This is a genomic window from Xanthomonas campestris pv. campestris str. ATCC 33913, from assembly GCF_000007145.1.
In the GTDB taxonomy this organism is placed as follows: domain Bacteria; phylum Pseudomonadota; class Gammaproteobacteria; order Xanthomonadales; family Xanthomonadaceae; genus Xanthomonas; species Xanthomonas campestris.
Genome location: NC_003902.1, coordinates 4,189,777 through 4,202,900 on the forward strand (window position 1 = coordinate 4,189,777; position 13,124 = coordinate 4,202,900).

The 13,124-nt window shown below is 65.9% G+C and carries 5 protein-coding genes, 1 other RNA gene and 1 pseudogene; 4 read left to right on the forward strand and 3 right to left on the reverse strand.

Going from position 1 to position 13,124, the window contains the following annotated elements; all coding sequences use genetic code 11:
- Positions 1-72 precede the first annotated feature (72 nt).
- Positions 73-2,301 carry a TonB-dependent siderophore receptor gene (locus XCC_RS18215; protein ID WP_019237219.1) on the forward strand — a complete coding sequence of 743 codons (2,229 nt, stop codon included), beginning with the start codon at positions 73-75 and terminating at the stop codon, positions 2,299-2,301.
- 36 nt (positions 2,302-2,337) lie between these two features.
- Here the strand turns inward: XCC_RS18215 and XCC_RS18220 are convergent, their stop codons facing one another.
- Together XCC_RS18220 and XCC_RS18225 are read right to left on the reverse strand one after the other, a co-directional pair.
- Positions 2,338-3,318 carry a GGDEF domain-containing protein gene (locus XCC_RS18220; protein WP_043877867.1) on the reverse strand — a complete coding sequence of 327 codons (981 nt, stop codon included), beginning with the start codon at positions 3,316-3,318 and terminating at the stop codon, positions 2,338-2,340.
- A 238-nt stretch (positions 3,319-3,556) separates the two neighbouring features.
- Positions 3,557-5,044: a SulP family inorganic anion transporter gene (locus XCC_RS18225; protein WP_012437314.1), complete on the reverse strand. Its 1,488-nt coding sequence runs from the start codon at positions 5,042-5,044 to the stop codon at positions 3,557-3,559.
- 212 nt (positions 5,045-5,256) lie between these two features.
- Between XCC_RS18225 and XCC_RS18230 the strand changes: the two genes are divergently transcribed.
- The gene (locus XCC_RS18230) at positions 5,257-6,711 is read left to right on the forward strand and encodes a cellulase family glycosylhydrolase (protein WP_011038613.1); all 1,455 of its coding nucleotides are present in this window, start codon (positions 5,257-5,259) and stop codon (positions 6,709-6,711) included.
- Between the two features lie 673 nt (positions 6,712-7,384).
- A complete protein-coding gene (locus XCC_RS18235; protein WP_029628846.1) occupies positions 7,385-9,511 on the forward strand; it encodes a methyl-accepting chemotaxis protein in 2,127 nt (708 codons plus the stop codon).
- Positions 9,512-10,220: 709 nt separating this feature from the next.
- On the opposite strand, the pseudogene XCC_RS18240 reads toward XCC_RS18235, so the two are convergent.
- Positions 10,221-12,937: pseudogene (locus XCC_RS18240) on the reverse strand (PAS domain S-box protein).
- Between the two features lie 35 nt (positions 12,938-12,972).
- Here XCC_RS18240 and XCC_RS18245 point away from each other — a divergent pair.
- Positions 12,973-13,047: non-coding RNA, sX9 sRNA (locus tag XCC_RS18245), on the forward strand.
- The last annotated feature ends 77 nt before the right edge of the window (positions 13,048-13,124 follow it).

The following is a 13,124-nucleotide window of genomic DNA, read 5'->3' on the forward strand; positions in this document are numbered from 1 at the left end:
TGCCTGACCCAGTGGCGGCAACGCCGTGCCTGCCGCTTGCGCGTGCCCTCCCCTTCGTTGCCGAGTGTGTCCATGCCCGTTGCCCTGCTACGCTCCGTGCGCGCCCACTCCCGCCTGTTGCTGGCGCTGCAGTGCGCCGGTGCGTTGTGTGCCACCGCCGCGCATGCACAGGACAATGCCCCCGCGCCGACAGCAAACACGCTGGACCAGGTGCTGGTGACCGGCCGCACCGAGGGCTACCAGGTGCGCGGCACCAATACCGCCACCAAGTTGCCGCTGACGCTGCGCGAGACGCCGCAATCGCTAACGGTATTCACCCGCCAGCGCATCGAAGACTTCAACCTCATCACCATCGCCGAGGTGTTGCAGCAGACGCCAGGCGTCACCGTGCAGTCCTACGACAGCAACCGCACGCTGTTCGCTGCGCGCGGATTTGCGATCAGCAACTTCATGTTCGATGGCGTGCCGACCAACTACACCACCGGCGCGGGCGGCAATTCGATCCTCAGCGACACCTCGATCTACGAGCGTATCGAAGTGGTGCGCGGCGCCAGTGGCCTGGTGACCGGCTCGGGTAATCCATCGGCCACCGTCAACATGGTGCGCAAGCGCCCCACCACGGCGTTCCAGGCCAGTACCAGCCTCAATGTTGGCTCATGGGATTACCGCCGCGCCGAGCTGGACGTTGCCGGCCCGCTGACCTCCGGCGGGCGCATGCGCGGCCGCGTGGTGGGCGCCTACACCGAAAAGGACAGCTGGGTGCGCTTCCAGCAGGACCGCTCGCCCAGCATGTACGGCGTGCTCGAAGCCGACCTCACCGACAGCACGCGGCTGCGCGCGGGCATCGACCACCTCGCCACGCACTCCGATGGCGGTGCGTGGAGTGCCGCGCCGCTGTTCTTCAGCGATGGCACACCGGCACGGCTGCCGCGCTCCTACAGCGCCGCAGCACGCTGGAACCGGTGGGAGCGCGAAAGCACCAATGTCTTCGCAACGCTGGAACAGCAATTTGCCGGCGGCTGGAGCGGGCGGCTTGCCTACAACCATCGCGCCACCGATACCGACAGCCTGCTGTTTGCCGGCTCCAACAGCGCCTCGTTCGCCGATGCGCGCACCGGGTTGGGATTGCGCGTGTCCGACACCTACGGCGTGTCGGAAACCCGCGAGAACGCGCTGGATCTCTACGCCTCCGGCCCGTTCCAATGGTTGGGCCGTGCGCACGAACTGGTGGTCGGCGCCAATCACTACGACCGCGATCTCGGCACGCTGCGCACCGCCATCACCGCGCGTCCCTACAGCCTGACCGCCTTCCCCAGCATCTTCGACTGGAATGGCGATGTGGGCCGGCCGACCACCACCAATGCCGGCATCCCCAGCAGCATCACCAACACGCAGGAAACAGGCTATTACGCGGCCGTGCGGCTCAATCCCACCGATGCGTTGAAGCTGATCGGCGGTGGGCGGTATTCCAGCTGGAACACCGCCACGGACAACTATTCGCCGGCCAACCAGTTCACCGGACGCAGCGCCGACTACGACGCCGATGCGCTCACCCCGTATCTGGGCGCGATCTACGACCTGAGCCGGCACCTCTCGGCGTTTGTGTCGTATTCGGATGTATTCCAGGCACAGAACCTGCGCGACCGCACCAACCAGCAACTGGATCCGGTGGTGGGTGCCAATCTCGAGTACGGCTTCAAGGGCGAGTTCTTTGGCGGTGCGCTCTACGCCGCGCTCAACGGCTTCCACATGCAACAGGACAACGTGGCCGAAATCGATCCGGAAGTGGCGCCCAACAGCCTGCCCGATGGCAGCTCTGCGTATCGCGCGGTGTCGGGCGTGGAAACCTGGGGCGGCGAGTTCGAAGTCTCCGGCGCGATCACCCCGGACTGGAGCATGACCGGCGGCTACACCTACGCCTACAGCACCGACCAGCGCGGCGCGCGGGTGTTCACCACCAGCCCGATGCACCTGGCGCGCTTCAACACCACCTACCGGTTCGGCGACTGGACCCTGGGCGGCGGGATCAGCTGGCAGAGCGCGGTGTATCAGAATCAGACCATCCCCACCGGGCGCTTCACCGCGGCCGGCGCACCGATCACGCGCAGCGGGCGGGTCACCCAGGGCGGCTATCTACTGGTGGATCTGATGGGCCGCTACCGCATCAACGAGCAGCTGAGCGTGGGCGTGACGGTGACCAACCTGTTCGACAAGGTTTATTACCGCAACGTGGGCTTCTTCAATTCCGGCTACTGGGGCGAACCGCGGCGGCTATTGTTCAACCTGCGCGCGAACTTCTAAGCGTACGAGGCGCCTTGACGGTGGCGCCATGCAAACTCAGAACAGATCCACGCTGCCGGTCTGCTGGTCCACCCGCTGCATCTGCCCGCTGGCGATCAGTTCGCTGTGCACCGCCGCGCGGTTGCGGCCGTGCTGCTTGGCCCAGTACAGCGCCTTGTCGGCTTCGTCCAGCATCTGGCTGACCAGCCGGCCATCGCTGAGTTCGACGATGCCGGTGCTCAAGGTCACCGTGCCCACTTGCGGGAAACTGTGCTCGGCCACCGCGCGCCGGAAGCGCTCGAACAGGCTCACTGCGGTGTCGCGGTCCACCCCGCGCAACACGATCACGAACTCCTCGCCACCGAAACGGAACAGCAGATCGTCCTGACGGAAGCAGCGCTGCATCAGCTGGGCCACCAGCAGCAGCACCTCGTCGCCATACAAATGCCCGAAGGTGTCGTTGACGCGCTTGAAATGGTCGATGTCCACGATGCCCAGCCACACCGCGTTCTCCTGCGCGCCATCCGCGTTGGCGGCGAACAGGCGCAGGATCATGTCGTCGAAGGTCTTGCGATTGCGCAGGCCCGTAAGTGCGTCGCGCTGGGCGTCGTCGAGCAGGCTGCGGTAGTTCTGGAAAAAGCGTGCAAAGCCCTGCAGCAAGAGCTGCTCGGCAGCGCCGGGGGCCTGCGTGCCGCCCACGCGCAGACAGGTGCGGATGCCGCGCGCTTCCATCATCGGGTAGACCAGCAGCGCGCGGCCGTCGTGCTGCAGCTGCACCACTTCGCCCGGGCCGCGCACGTGCGCCAGCAGCGCGCGCGTGGAAGCGTCGTGGATCTCGGCCACCGTCAGCGACAGCCGGCCGTCCTCGCGCAACCGGGTTTCGGCCATGCTGCGGCCATCGGGGGCGATGCGCAGCAGCGACAATTCTTCGGCCGCACACACTTCGCGCACGGTGCGCAGCAGGGTGAGATCGAGCAGATCGGCGTCGCGGATGGCGGTCAGGTCGACCATCCGTTCCAGCAGCGGCGCTTCGGTCATGGTGGCGGCACCGCACGCACCGGCGCCCGCCGGGAACACCGGTGACAGGCAGGCTCAGGCCTGTGGCGGGTACGCACTGGTATCACGACAGATCACCGCAATCAGAGATGTCGGTTCATCGGCGTCTGGGGGGCGAACTTGAGTCCGCTGCCCGGCCCCGCTCAGCGCGCGGCCAGCAAGGTCAATCCCGCCGTTGCCGGCCCCTGACGCCATGCGGGTACAGGGGCCGCGGCCTGGCTCAGGGCAGGGCCGATTCCAGCGCATCCTCGCCCAGGGCGTGGGCCTGCATCAGCCGCCGGCTGGCGGCATTCAGGCCCTGCACTTGGACCTGCAAGCCGTGGTGGCGCAGGCGCTGCACCACCTTGTCCAGCGCCGCCACCGCGGTGATGTCCCAGAAGTGCGCGCGGCTCACGTCGATGATGACCTGCTGGCCGGGCACGTCGCGGGCATCGAAGGCATCGATGAACACATCGGCCGAGGCGAAGAACACCTGCCCGCGCACGCTGTAGGTGCGCAGCGGGTTGGCCGCGTCGCTGGGGACGATCTGCAGCAGTCCGGACACCTTGAAGGTGAAGAACACCCCGCTCAGCAGCACGCCCACCGCCACGCCAGCGGCCAGGTTGTGGGTGGCCAGGGTCACTGCGACCGTGGCCAGCATCACCACGCTGGAGGTGCGCGGGTGGGTGATCACGGTGCGCAGCGAGCGCCAGTCGAAGGTCTCGGCCGAGACCATCACCATGATCGCCACCAACGCCACCACCGGCACCTGCGACACCCACGGCTTGAGCAGCACCATCAGGATCAGCAGGAACACGCCGGCAAACAGCGTCGACAGCCGGCCGCGGCCGCCGTATTTCACGTTGCCCACGGTCTGCCCGATCATGCCGCAACCGGCGATGCCGCCGAACAGGCTGGCGGCCGCATTGGCCAGGCCCAGGCCGGTGCATTCGCGGTTCTTGTTGCTGGGCGTGTCGGTGAGTTCATCGACCACGCGCGCGGTCATCATCGATTCGAGCAGGCCCACCATTGCGATGGCCAGCGCCGGCAGCGCGATGATGCGCAAGGTCTCCAGCGTCAACGGCACGCCGGGCCATTGCAGGAACGGCAGCGCGGTGGGCAGCTTGCCCAGGTCGGCCACCGTCTTCAGCGGCAGGTGCAGCGCGCTGCTGGCCACCGTGAGCAGCAGGATGCACAGCAGCGGCGACGGAATGGCTGAGACACCGGGCAGCCGCAACCGCGGCAGGCCGTAGATGATGGCCAGGCCCACGCCCAGCGTGACCCAGGTGGTGGGGTTGGCACCGAGCAGGTGCGGCAGCTGCGCGGCGAAGATCAGCACCGCCAGCGCGTTGACGAACCCGGTCCGCACCGAGCTGCTGACAAAGCGCATCAGCACGCCCAGGCGCAGCAGCCCGAACACGATCTGCACCAGCCCGGCGAGCAGCCCGGCGGCGAGCAGATACGGCAACCCATGCGTGGCCACCAGCGGCGCAGCCACCAGCGCCACCGAGCCGGCGGCTGCGGAAATCATCGCCGGCCGTCCGCCACAAAACGCGATCACGATGCCGATCACAAACGACGCGAACAAGCCGACCTGCGGGTCCACGCCTGCGACGAACGCAAAGGCGATGACTTCGGGAATCAGGGCGAACGTGGCAACGGCGCCAGCCATCAGTTCGCGCGCAGGCGAGGCGCGCCATTGCGCCAGTTCGGTGCGCAGGAAGGACATGGGGGACACTCCAGGGACAAGAACGACAGTCCTGCGGACAGCGCGCAGGGGGCACTAGTGTGCGGGAAAGCGACCGCTCCCGCAGCCGCGATGTGATCGGTGCGGCAATGGTGTTTTCTGTGGGGACGATCACACCACGCGACGCGCGCACAGACCAAGATGCCCGCCTTACCGCGCTCGGGTGTCGAGCCCGGTTCTCTAGGGAGATCACCATGTCCATATTCAGGACCGCAAGCACGCTCGCTTTGGCCACCGCCCTCGCACTGGCCGCCGGGCCGGCCTTCAGCTATTCCATCAACAACAGCAGGCAGATCGTCGACGACAGCGGCAAGGTCGTGCAGCTCAAGGGTGTGAACGTGTTCGGCTTCGAAACCGGCAACCACGTGATGCATGGCCTGTGGGCACGCAACTGGAAGGACATGATCGTGCAGATGCAGGGCCTGGGCTTCAACGCCGTGCGCCTGCCGTTCTGCCCGGCCACGCTGCGTAGCGACACCATGCCGGCCAGCATCGACTACAGCCGCAACGCCGACCTGCAGGGCCTGACCTCGCTGCAGATCCTCGACAAGGTGATCGCCGAATTCAATGCGCGCGGCATGTATGTGCTGCTGGATCACCACACCCCCGATTGCGCCGGCATTTCCGAGCTCTGGTACACCGGCTCCTATACCGAGGCACAGTGGCTGGCCGACCTGCGCTTTGTGGCCAACCGCTACAAGAACGTGCCGTATGTACTCGGCCTGGATCTGAAGAACGAACCGCACGGCGCCGCCACCTGGGGTACCGGCAACGCCGCCACCGATTGGAACAAGGCTGCCGAGCGCGGCTCGGCCGCGGTGTTGGCGGTCGCGCCGAAGTGGCTGATCGCGGTGGAAGGCATCACCGACAACCCGGTGTGCTCCACCAACGGCGGCATCTTCTGGGGCGGCAACCTGCAGCCGCTGGCCTGCACCCCGCTCAACATCCCGGCCAACCGCCTGCTGCTGGCCCCGCACGTGTACGGCCCGGACGTGTTCGTGCAGTCGTACTTCAACGACAGCAACTTCCCCAACAACATGCCCGCCATCTGGGAACGCCATTTCGGTCAGTTCGCCGGCACGCATGCGCTGTTGCTGGGCGAGTTCGGTGGCAAGTACGGCGAAGGCGACGCACGCGACAAGACCTGGCAGGACGCGCTGGTGAAGTACCTGCGCAGCAAGGGCATCAACCAGGGCTTCTACTGGTCGTGGAATCCCAACAGCGGCGACACCGGCGGCATCCTGCGCGATGACTGGACCAGCGTGCGCCAGGACAAGATGACCCTGCTGCGCACGCTGTGGGGCACCGCCGGCAATACCACGCCGACGCCGACTCCCACACCTACGCCCACACCGACACCGACGCCTACCCCCACGCCGACGCCCACCCCGGGCACCAGCACCTTCAGCACCAAGGTGATCGTGGACAACAGCTGGAACGGCGGCTATTGCAACCGCGTGCAGGTGACCAACACCGGCACCGCCAGCGGCACCTGGTCGATCGCGGTGCCGGTCACCGGTACGGTCAACAACGCCTGGAATGCGACCTGGTCGCAGAGCGGCAGCACGCTCAGAGCCAGCGGCGTGGACTTCAACCGCACCCTGGCAGCCGGCGCCACCGCCGAGTTCGGCTTCTGCGCCGCGAGCTGAGTGCACTGTGGCGGGTACGGCTCCCGTGTCCGCTACCTTTGCAACATGCAGTGGCATTGTGGAGGCGCTGCGTAGCAGGTTGATGATCACCTGCGGCGCCTAACCCACGACCTCGTAGGAGCGCCCTTGGGCGCGATGGGCATTCCCGATAAAGCCCATCGCGCCCAAGGGCGCTCCTACGTTTTTTTGGCGTTGGAACGTTGTCCAGCGTCTGCACGGTCATCTGGTTGACGAAGACGCCGCAAGATCGCAGCGACAGCCGTGATCGAGTAGCAACACCGCAGAACCACACAATCTTTCCGTAGGAGCGCCCTCGGGCGCGATGGGCATTGCCGATAAGGCCCATCGCGCCCAAGGGCGCTCCTACGAAGCTGCAACCTCGGAGCGCGTTCGAATCAGCATTCGCACATGTCGTGACGGCAACAGCGCCGCTCGATCGGATGCATCACGCAGTAATCCAATCACACGCAATGCCCCGTAGGAGCGCCCTCGGGCGCGATGAGGCATTGCCGATAACGCCCATCCCGCCCAAGGCCGCTCCTACCGGTTTCCGTGCGGCTGCAGACAAGCAGGCGCGGCCGCAGATAGCATTAAATCGCCGCGTGAAACAGCCGATATCCACGACAACGCTCCCGCGTCTTTGTGGACATCCTTCATGTATCTCGTCAGTTCGTTGCGCCGGCATGTTGCCAATCTCCCACTCACCCGCAAGTTCGTCCTGTTGTGCACGCTGCTCGCCGTTGGCGTGATCCTGCTGGCGGTTGCCGCAGCGCGTCTGCAATACCTGGATCTGGTCGAAGCACGCAAGCTCAGCGTCAAGACCGAAGTGGAAATGGGCCTGACGGTGATGCAGCACTACGCCGACAAGGTGAAGGCCGGCGAGCTGAGCAAGCAACAAGCCATGGAAGCGGCGCGTACCACGCTGGCGGATATGCGCACCAATGACGGCGTGGATTACTTCTTCATCGTCGACCCGCAGATGCGCATCCTGATGCATCCCAAGCGGCCGGTCGGCACGGACATGTCCGATTACAAGAGTGACGCCGGGCAGTACGTCTACCGCGATATCAAGACCGCCATCGACAGCGGCGATGGCTTCAGCTACTACGACGCGCCCAAGCCCGGCAAGAGAGAGCAGTTGCCCAAGATCAGCTATGCCAAGGTGTTTCCGGCCTGGAACTGGGTGCTGGTGATGGGCGTGTACGCCGAAGACATCCAGGTGCAGGCGTGGGGATTCACCCGCACGCTGACGCTGATCGGCGGCGCGCTGGTAGCCATGGTGATCGGCCTGTGCTGGTTGATTGCCTCGGCCATGGCTGCACCGCTGCGTGCTGCAACGCGCACCGCCGAGGCGATCGCTTCGGGCCGGTTCGACAACGACATCCGCGTCGAGTCGCGCGATGAAACCGGCCAGCTGATGCACAGCATGGCGCAGATGCAAACCCAGCTGCAGCGCTTCAATGGCGAGATGCAGACCATGATCCGCCTGCAGCAGGGGGAAAACATCGCGCACCGCATCCCGGAAGACTTCCCCGGCGATTACGGCAGCCTGGCGCATGGCGTGAACACAGTGGTCTTCGAGCACCTGGACGCCATCAACGAAGCGATGGATGTGATGAGCGACTATGGCCGCGGCGATCTGCGCCGCGACATGCGCCGCCTGCCCGGCCAGCGCGCAGCGCTGCATGAGGCGCTGGACACGGTGAAGACCAATCTGTCGGCGATCAATGGCGATATCGCGCGGCTTGCCGATGCCGCCGCGCGCGGCGATTTCTCCGCACGTGGCGACCAGGCGCGCTATCAGTTCGCCTTCGCGGAAATGGTGCAGGCGCTCAACCGTTTGATGCAGCAGGCCGACGCCGGCCTGGACGATGTCGGCCGCATCATGGCCGCGATCGCCGACGGCGATTTGTCGCAGCGGGTGGAATCGCATTACGAAGGTGCGTTCGGGCGCCTGGCCAATGCGGCCAACCGCACCGCGATCCAGCTCACTACTATCGTGCAAGGCATCCAGCAGTCGGCAGAGATGATCAACACTGCGGCCGGTGAGATCGCCAGCGGCAATTCCGACCTGTCCACGCGCACCGAGCATCAGGCTGCCAACCTCGAAGAAACCGCTGCCTCCATGGAGGAACTCACCTCCACCGTGCGCCAGAACGCCGACAACGCGCGCCAGGCCAATCAACTGGTCAAGGGCACCGGTGACGTAGCCGAAAGCGGCGGCCGCGTGGTGCAGGAAGTGGTCAGCACCATGCTGGCGATCACGCAATCGTCCGCACGCATTTCCGACATCATCGGGGTGATCGACGGCATCGCTTTCCAGACCAATATCCTTGCGTTGAACGCCGCGGTGGAAGCCGCACGTGCCGGCGAACAGGGCCGCGGGTTTGCGGTGGTGGCCAGCGAAGTACGTGCGTTGGCGCAGCGTTCGGCTGGCGCGGCAAAGGAAATCAAGCAGCTGATTTCCGACTCGGTGGAAAAGGTCGAGCAAGGCTCGGGCCTGGTGGAACAGGCCGGCAGCACGATGACCGAGGTGGTGAGTTCGGTGAAGCGGGTGACCGACATCATGGCCGAGATCACCGCCGCCAGTACCGAACAGAGCGCTGGCATCGAGCAGGTCAGCACCACGGTGATGCAACTGGATGAAATGACCCAGCAAAACGCAGCGCTGGTAGAAGAAGCCACCGCCGCAGCGCGCAGCCTGGAAGATCAGGCCGCCGAGCTGACGCGCGCGGTGTCGGTGTTCCGCTTGGTGCCGGCACAGGCCGAGCAGCGGCAGCGGCACGTACAGGCCGCCTGACGTTCTGTATTGGCAGGCACTGCGCACCGCGGATGTTGGTGTGCAGTGCACTAGCAGGCGCTTAGTGAGCTTCCGGGGCCGAGGCGATAGCAGACTTGTAATGAAGTGCCACGGTTTCTGCCGCGCTTGTGGTTGAGCATTGGTGTTTCACTTCTGGCGTTTGCAATGTCAGACCAAATTCGCCAGCTGCATCTGCTACCTGCGAAGCATTGACAATCCATACCGCGTGCGGAGGCAGTACCCTCAACGCGCTTGGCAACACTCTTCTGCCCTCTTCTCCAGGCGAGATGGACGCAGTTGTTCGGTTGCGTTGAAGTAACTGCTAACCGCCGCGCCTCGCATGCACTTACGTATTTGATTGCTGCTTTTTGCAATGCAGTCGTTCTATGTGCATTCGACTTTCCACTCGATTGATCTGGCGCCCGTACCCTCATCCGCCCTGCGGGCACCTTCTCCCGACGGGAGAAGGAAGTGGTTGATCGGCTTGCTTCTAAACAGCTGCTGGTGACTGGGTTTCGCCATGTAGTGACGCGGTTGATTGCTGCTTTGTAGTGCCGCGGCTCATGCGTGCAACGCATTGACCGGCTGTCAGCGCATCAATGATTTGATTGATCCAGCGCGGCATCTTCATCCGCTCTGCGGGTCCTTCTCCCGATGAGAGAAGAAGACACGGCATGCAGACATCGTCGGTACAACCGCGCCCAGAAACTCAGCGCGCCGCGTCACGCCCAGTGGGCGTCTCGCCATCGCCGCAGCGCGCACGCTTGGCGGCATACATTGCTTCATCGGCGGCGTGCATCAGGCTGGCAGTGTCGGCGGTGCTGCCGCGTTGCCAGGCCACGCCGATGCTGGGCTGGATCGGCAGCCATTGCTCGCCGAAGGTGGTGCCGGCAGCCACGGCGTTGCGGATACGCTCGGCCACGGCGGCGCATTCGCGCTCCGGGGCGTGCAGGTCGTCCAGCAGCACCACGAATTCGTCGCCAGCCAGGCGTGCCACCAGGTAGCGCGTGCCCACTGCCTGCTGCAGGCAGCGGCCGAAGGCCACCAGCACGGCGTCGCCGGCGCGATGGCCGTGCACGTCGTTGATCCGCTTGAAGCCATCCAGGTCCAGAAACATCACCGCCACCGCGGTGTGCTGCTGCTGTGCATGCGTCACCGCAGTGTGCAGTGCCTCCGACCAGGCGTGCCGATTGGGCAGGCCGGTGAGCGCGTCGCGGGTGGCGCGTTCGTGCATCAAGCGGTGCAGGGTCTTGTGCGCGGTGACATCCTGCGCCATCAGGAAAAACCCTTGCACCTGCGCCTGCGTGCCCTTGGTTGCCGGCACCAGGGTGATCTCCACATCGCGTGCGCTCGCACCGGCCTGCAGCACGTAGTCGAAGGTGGCGCGCTCGCCGCGGGCGGCCGCAGCGAGCGCGGCGTACACCGGCTCGCCCAAGTCGTCGCCCAACAGGCGGGTGATGTGGCAGCCGACCAGACTGTTCGGGTCCACGCCCAGCCAGCTGCGGTGTGCCTCGTTGGCGAACAGGCAGCGCTGCGCGGCGTCGAACTGGCTGACCAGCGTGGGCGTGGCGTCGCTGATCGCCCGCAGCCGCGCTTCGCTTTCGGCAAGCCGTTCGGCGGCGACATGCTGTTCGGTGACGTCCAGCACCTGCGAGACGAAATGCACCGGTGCGCCGTCGCTATCGCGCACCAACGACACCGACAGCAGCGTCCATAGCACCGCGCCCTGCCGGCTGACATAGCGCTTGGACAAGGTGTAGCTGTTGCGCTTGCCGTCCAGCAGCTCACCGAGCAAGGCCAGATCCACATCCAGATCGTCCGGGTGGGTGACGTCCTGGAAGGTCATGCCCAGCAGCTGCGTGCGTGAGTAGCCCAACAGGGTGCAGAGCGCGGAGTTGATCTCGCTCCAGCGGCCTTCCAGCGAGACGATGGCCATGCCCTGCGGCGCGGTGTCAAAGGCGCCACTGAAGCGCTTAGCGGCCAGCTGTGCGGCAGCCTGCGCCTGCAGTTCGGCGGTGACGTCGATGGCCATCGCCAGGTAGCCGGTCAGGCCCTGCTGCGCGTCCTGGATCACGTTGAAACTCAAGCGCACGCGGCGCTGGCTGCCGTCCTTGCGCAGTAGCGTCCACACTTCCTGCTCCAGCAGGTCACCGGCTGCGGCGGCAGCCAATGCCACATACGAAGGCGCGGGCACGGCCAGCGTGGCGCGGTGGCGTGCGAGTTCTTCGGGCAGATGGAATTGTGTCGGGCACTGCCCCATGACCTCGGCGGCGGTGTAGCCCAACAAGCGTTCGGCCCCCGGGTTGAAGACCTCGATGTGCCCGAGCGGGTCGAACACGATGATGGCCACATCGCGCGAGGCGTCCACCAGGGCCTGCAGGCGCGCACGCTCGGCTGCCAACGCGGCGGAGGCATCCTTGAGCTGGGTGATGTCGTGCATCACGCACACTGCGCCCAGGGCCACGCCGTGGTCGCCATCGATGGGGTCGGCGTTGCACAGCACGCTGCGTGGCGGCTGGCCGGTGGCACGGATCACCAGTTCGGCGTTGCGCACATGCTCGCCGCGCCAGGCGCGTACCAGCGGGATCGCGTCGGTCGGCAGCACGGTGCTGCCATCGGCGGCGTAGAGATCGAAGTGCTGTGCCCATTGCGCCGGTGGCAGCACGCGCGGGTCGGTGCCGTGCCATTGCCGCGCGGCATGATTGAACTCGCGCAGCAGGCCGTCGGTGCCGCAGGCCACCACGCCATCGGGCATGGCTTCCAGCAACAGGCTCAAGGTCTGCCGCTGTGCCTGCGCATCCAGGCGGTCGCGGCGCGCCTCCAGCTGATTGACGGCCTGACGCGCCAGCCGGATCAAGGCCTGTTTCTGGTTCTCATCGAGCACGCGTGGCCTGGTGCTGAGCATGCACAAGGTGCCGTAGGCATAGCCCTCGCGGCCGATCAGCGGCACGCCCACATAGGAGCGGATGCCCGGCGCGGCAGTCACCAACGGGTTGTGCGTGAACCGTGGGTCGGCGATGGCATCGGGCACTTCCAGCAGGTCGGTGCCCATCACCGTGTACGAGCAGAACGACACGCTGCGCGGCGTGCCCTCCAGATCGGTGCCGCAGCGCGCCTTGAACCACTGGCGGTCGGCGTCCAGCAGGGAAATCAGCGCCATCGGCGAACCGCTGATATGCGCGGCCAGCCAGGCGAGGTCGTCGAATTCGGCTTCGGCCGCGGTGTCCAGCACCCCCAGCCGGCGCACCGCATCCACGCGCAAGGCGTCGTTGGCGGGGATCGGGACGGGCGGCGACAGGGCGGTCATGAAGGAATCGGCTGACAGGTCGGATGACGGTGGGTCGCCCCAGGTAACGGCAAGGCGACGGGCAACTTGAGCCGGCGCGGCCGGGGCCGCTTGGAGCAGCTATCAAAACGACTGCGCAGCCGCCAGGCGGGCGCGGCCGGTGCTCGGAATCGGCATGTACCCCCGTACACTCCGGTTCCTCCGCGCCGTCCGCACCCACCTGACGGCTGCTCGCTACGTTTTGTTAGCCGCGCTTAGTCCCGTGGCCATTGCCGCTGTGCCCACGTGGCCGGCATGGTCCCGATGGCACGCCCATCTGCTCGCTGC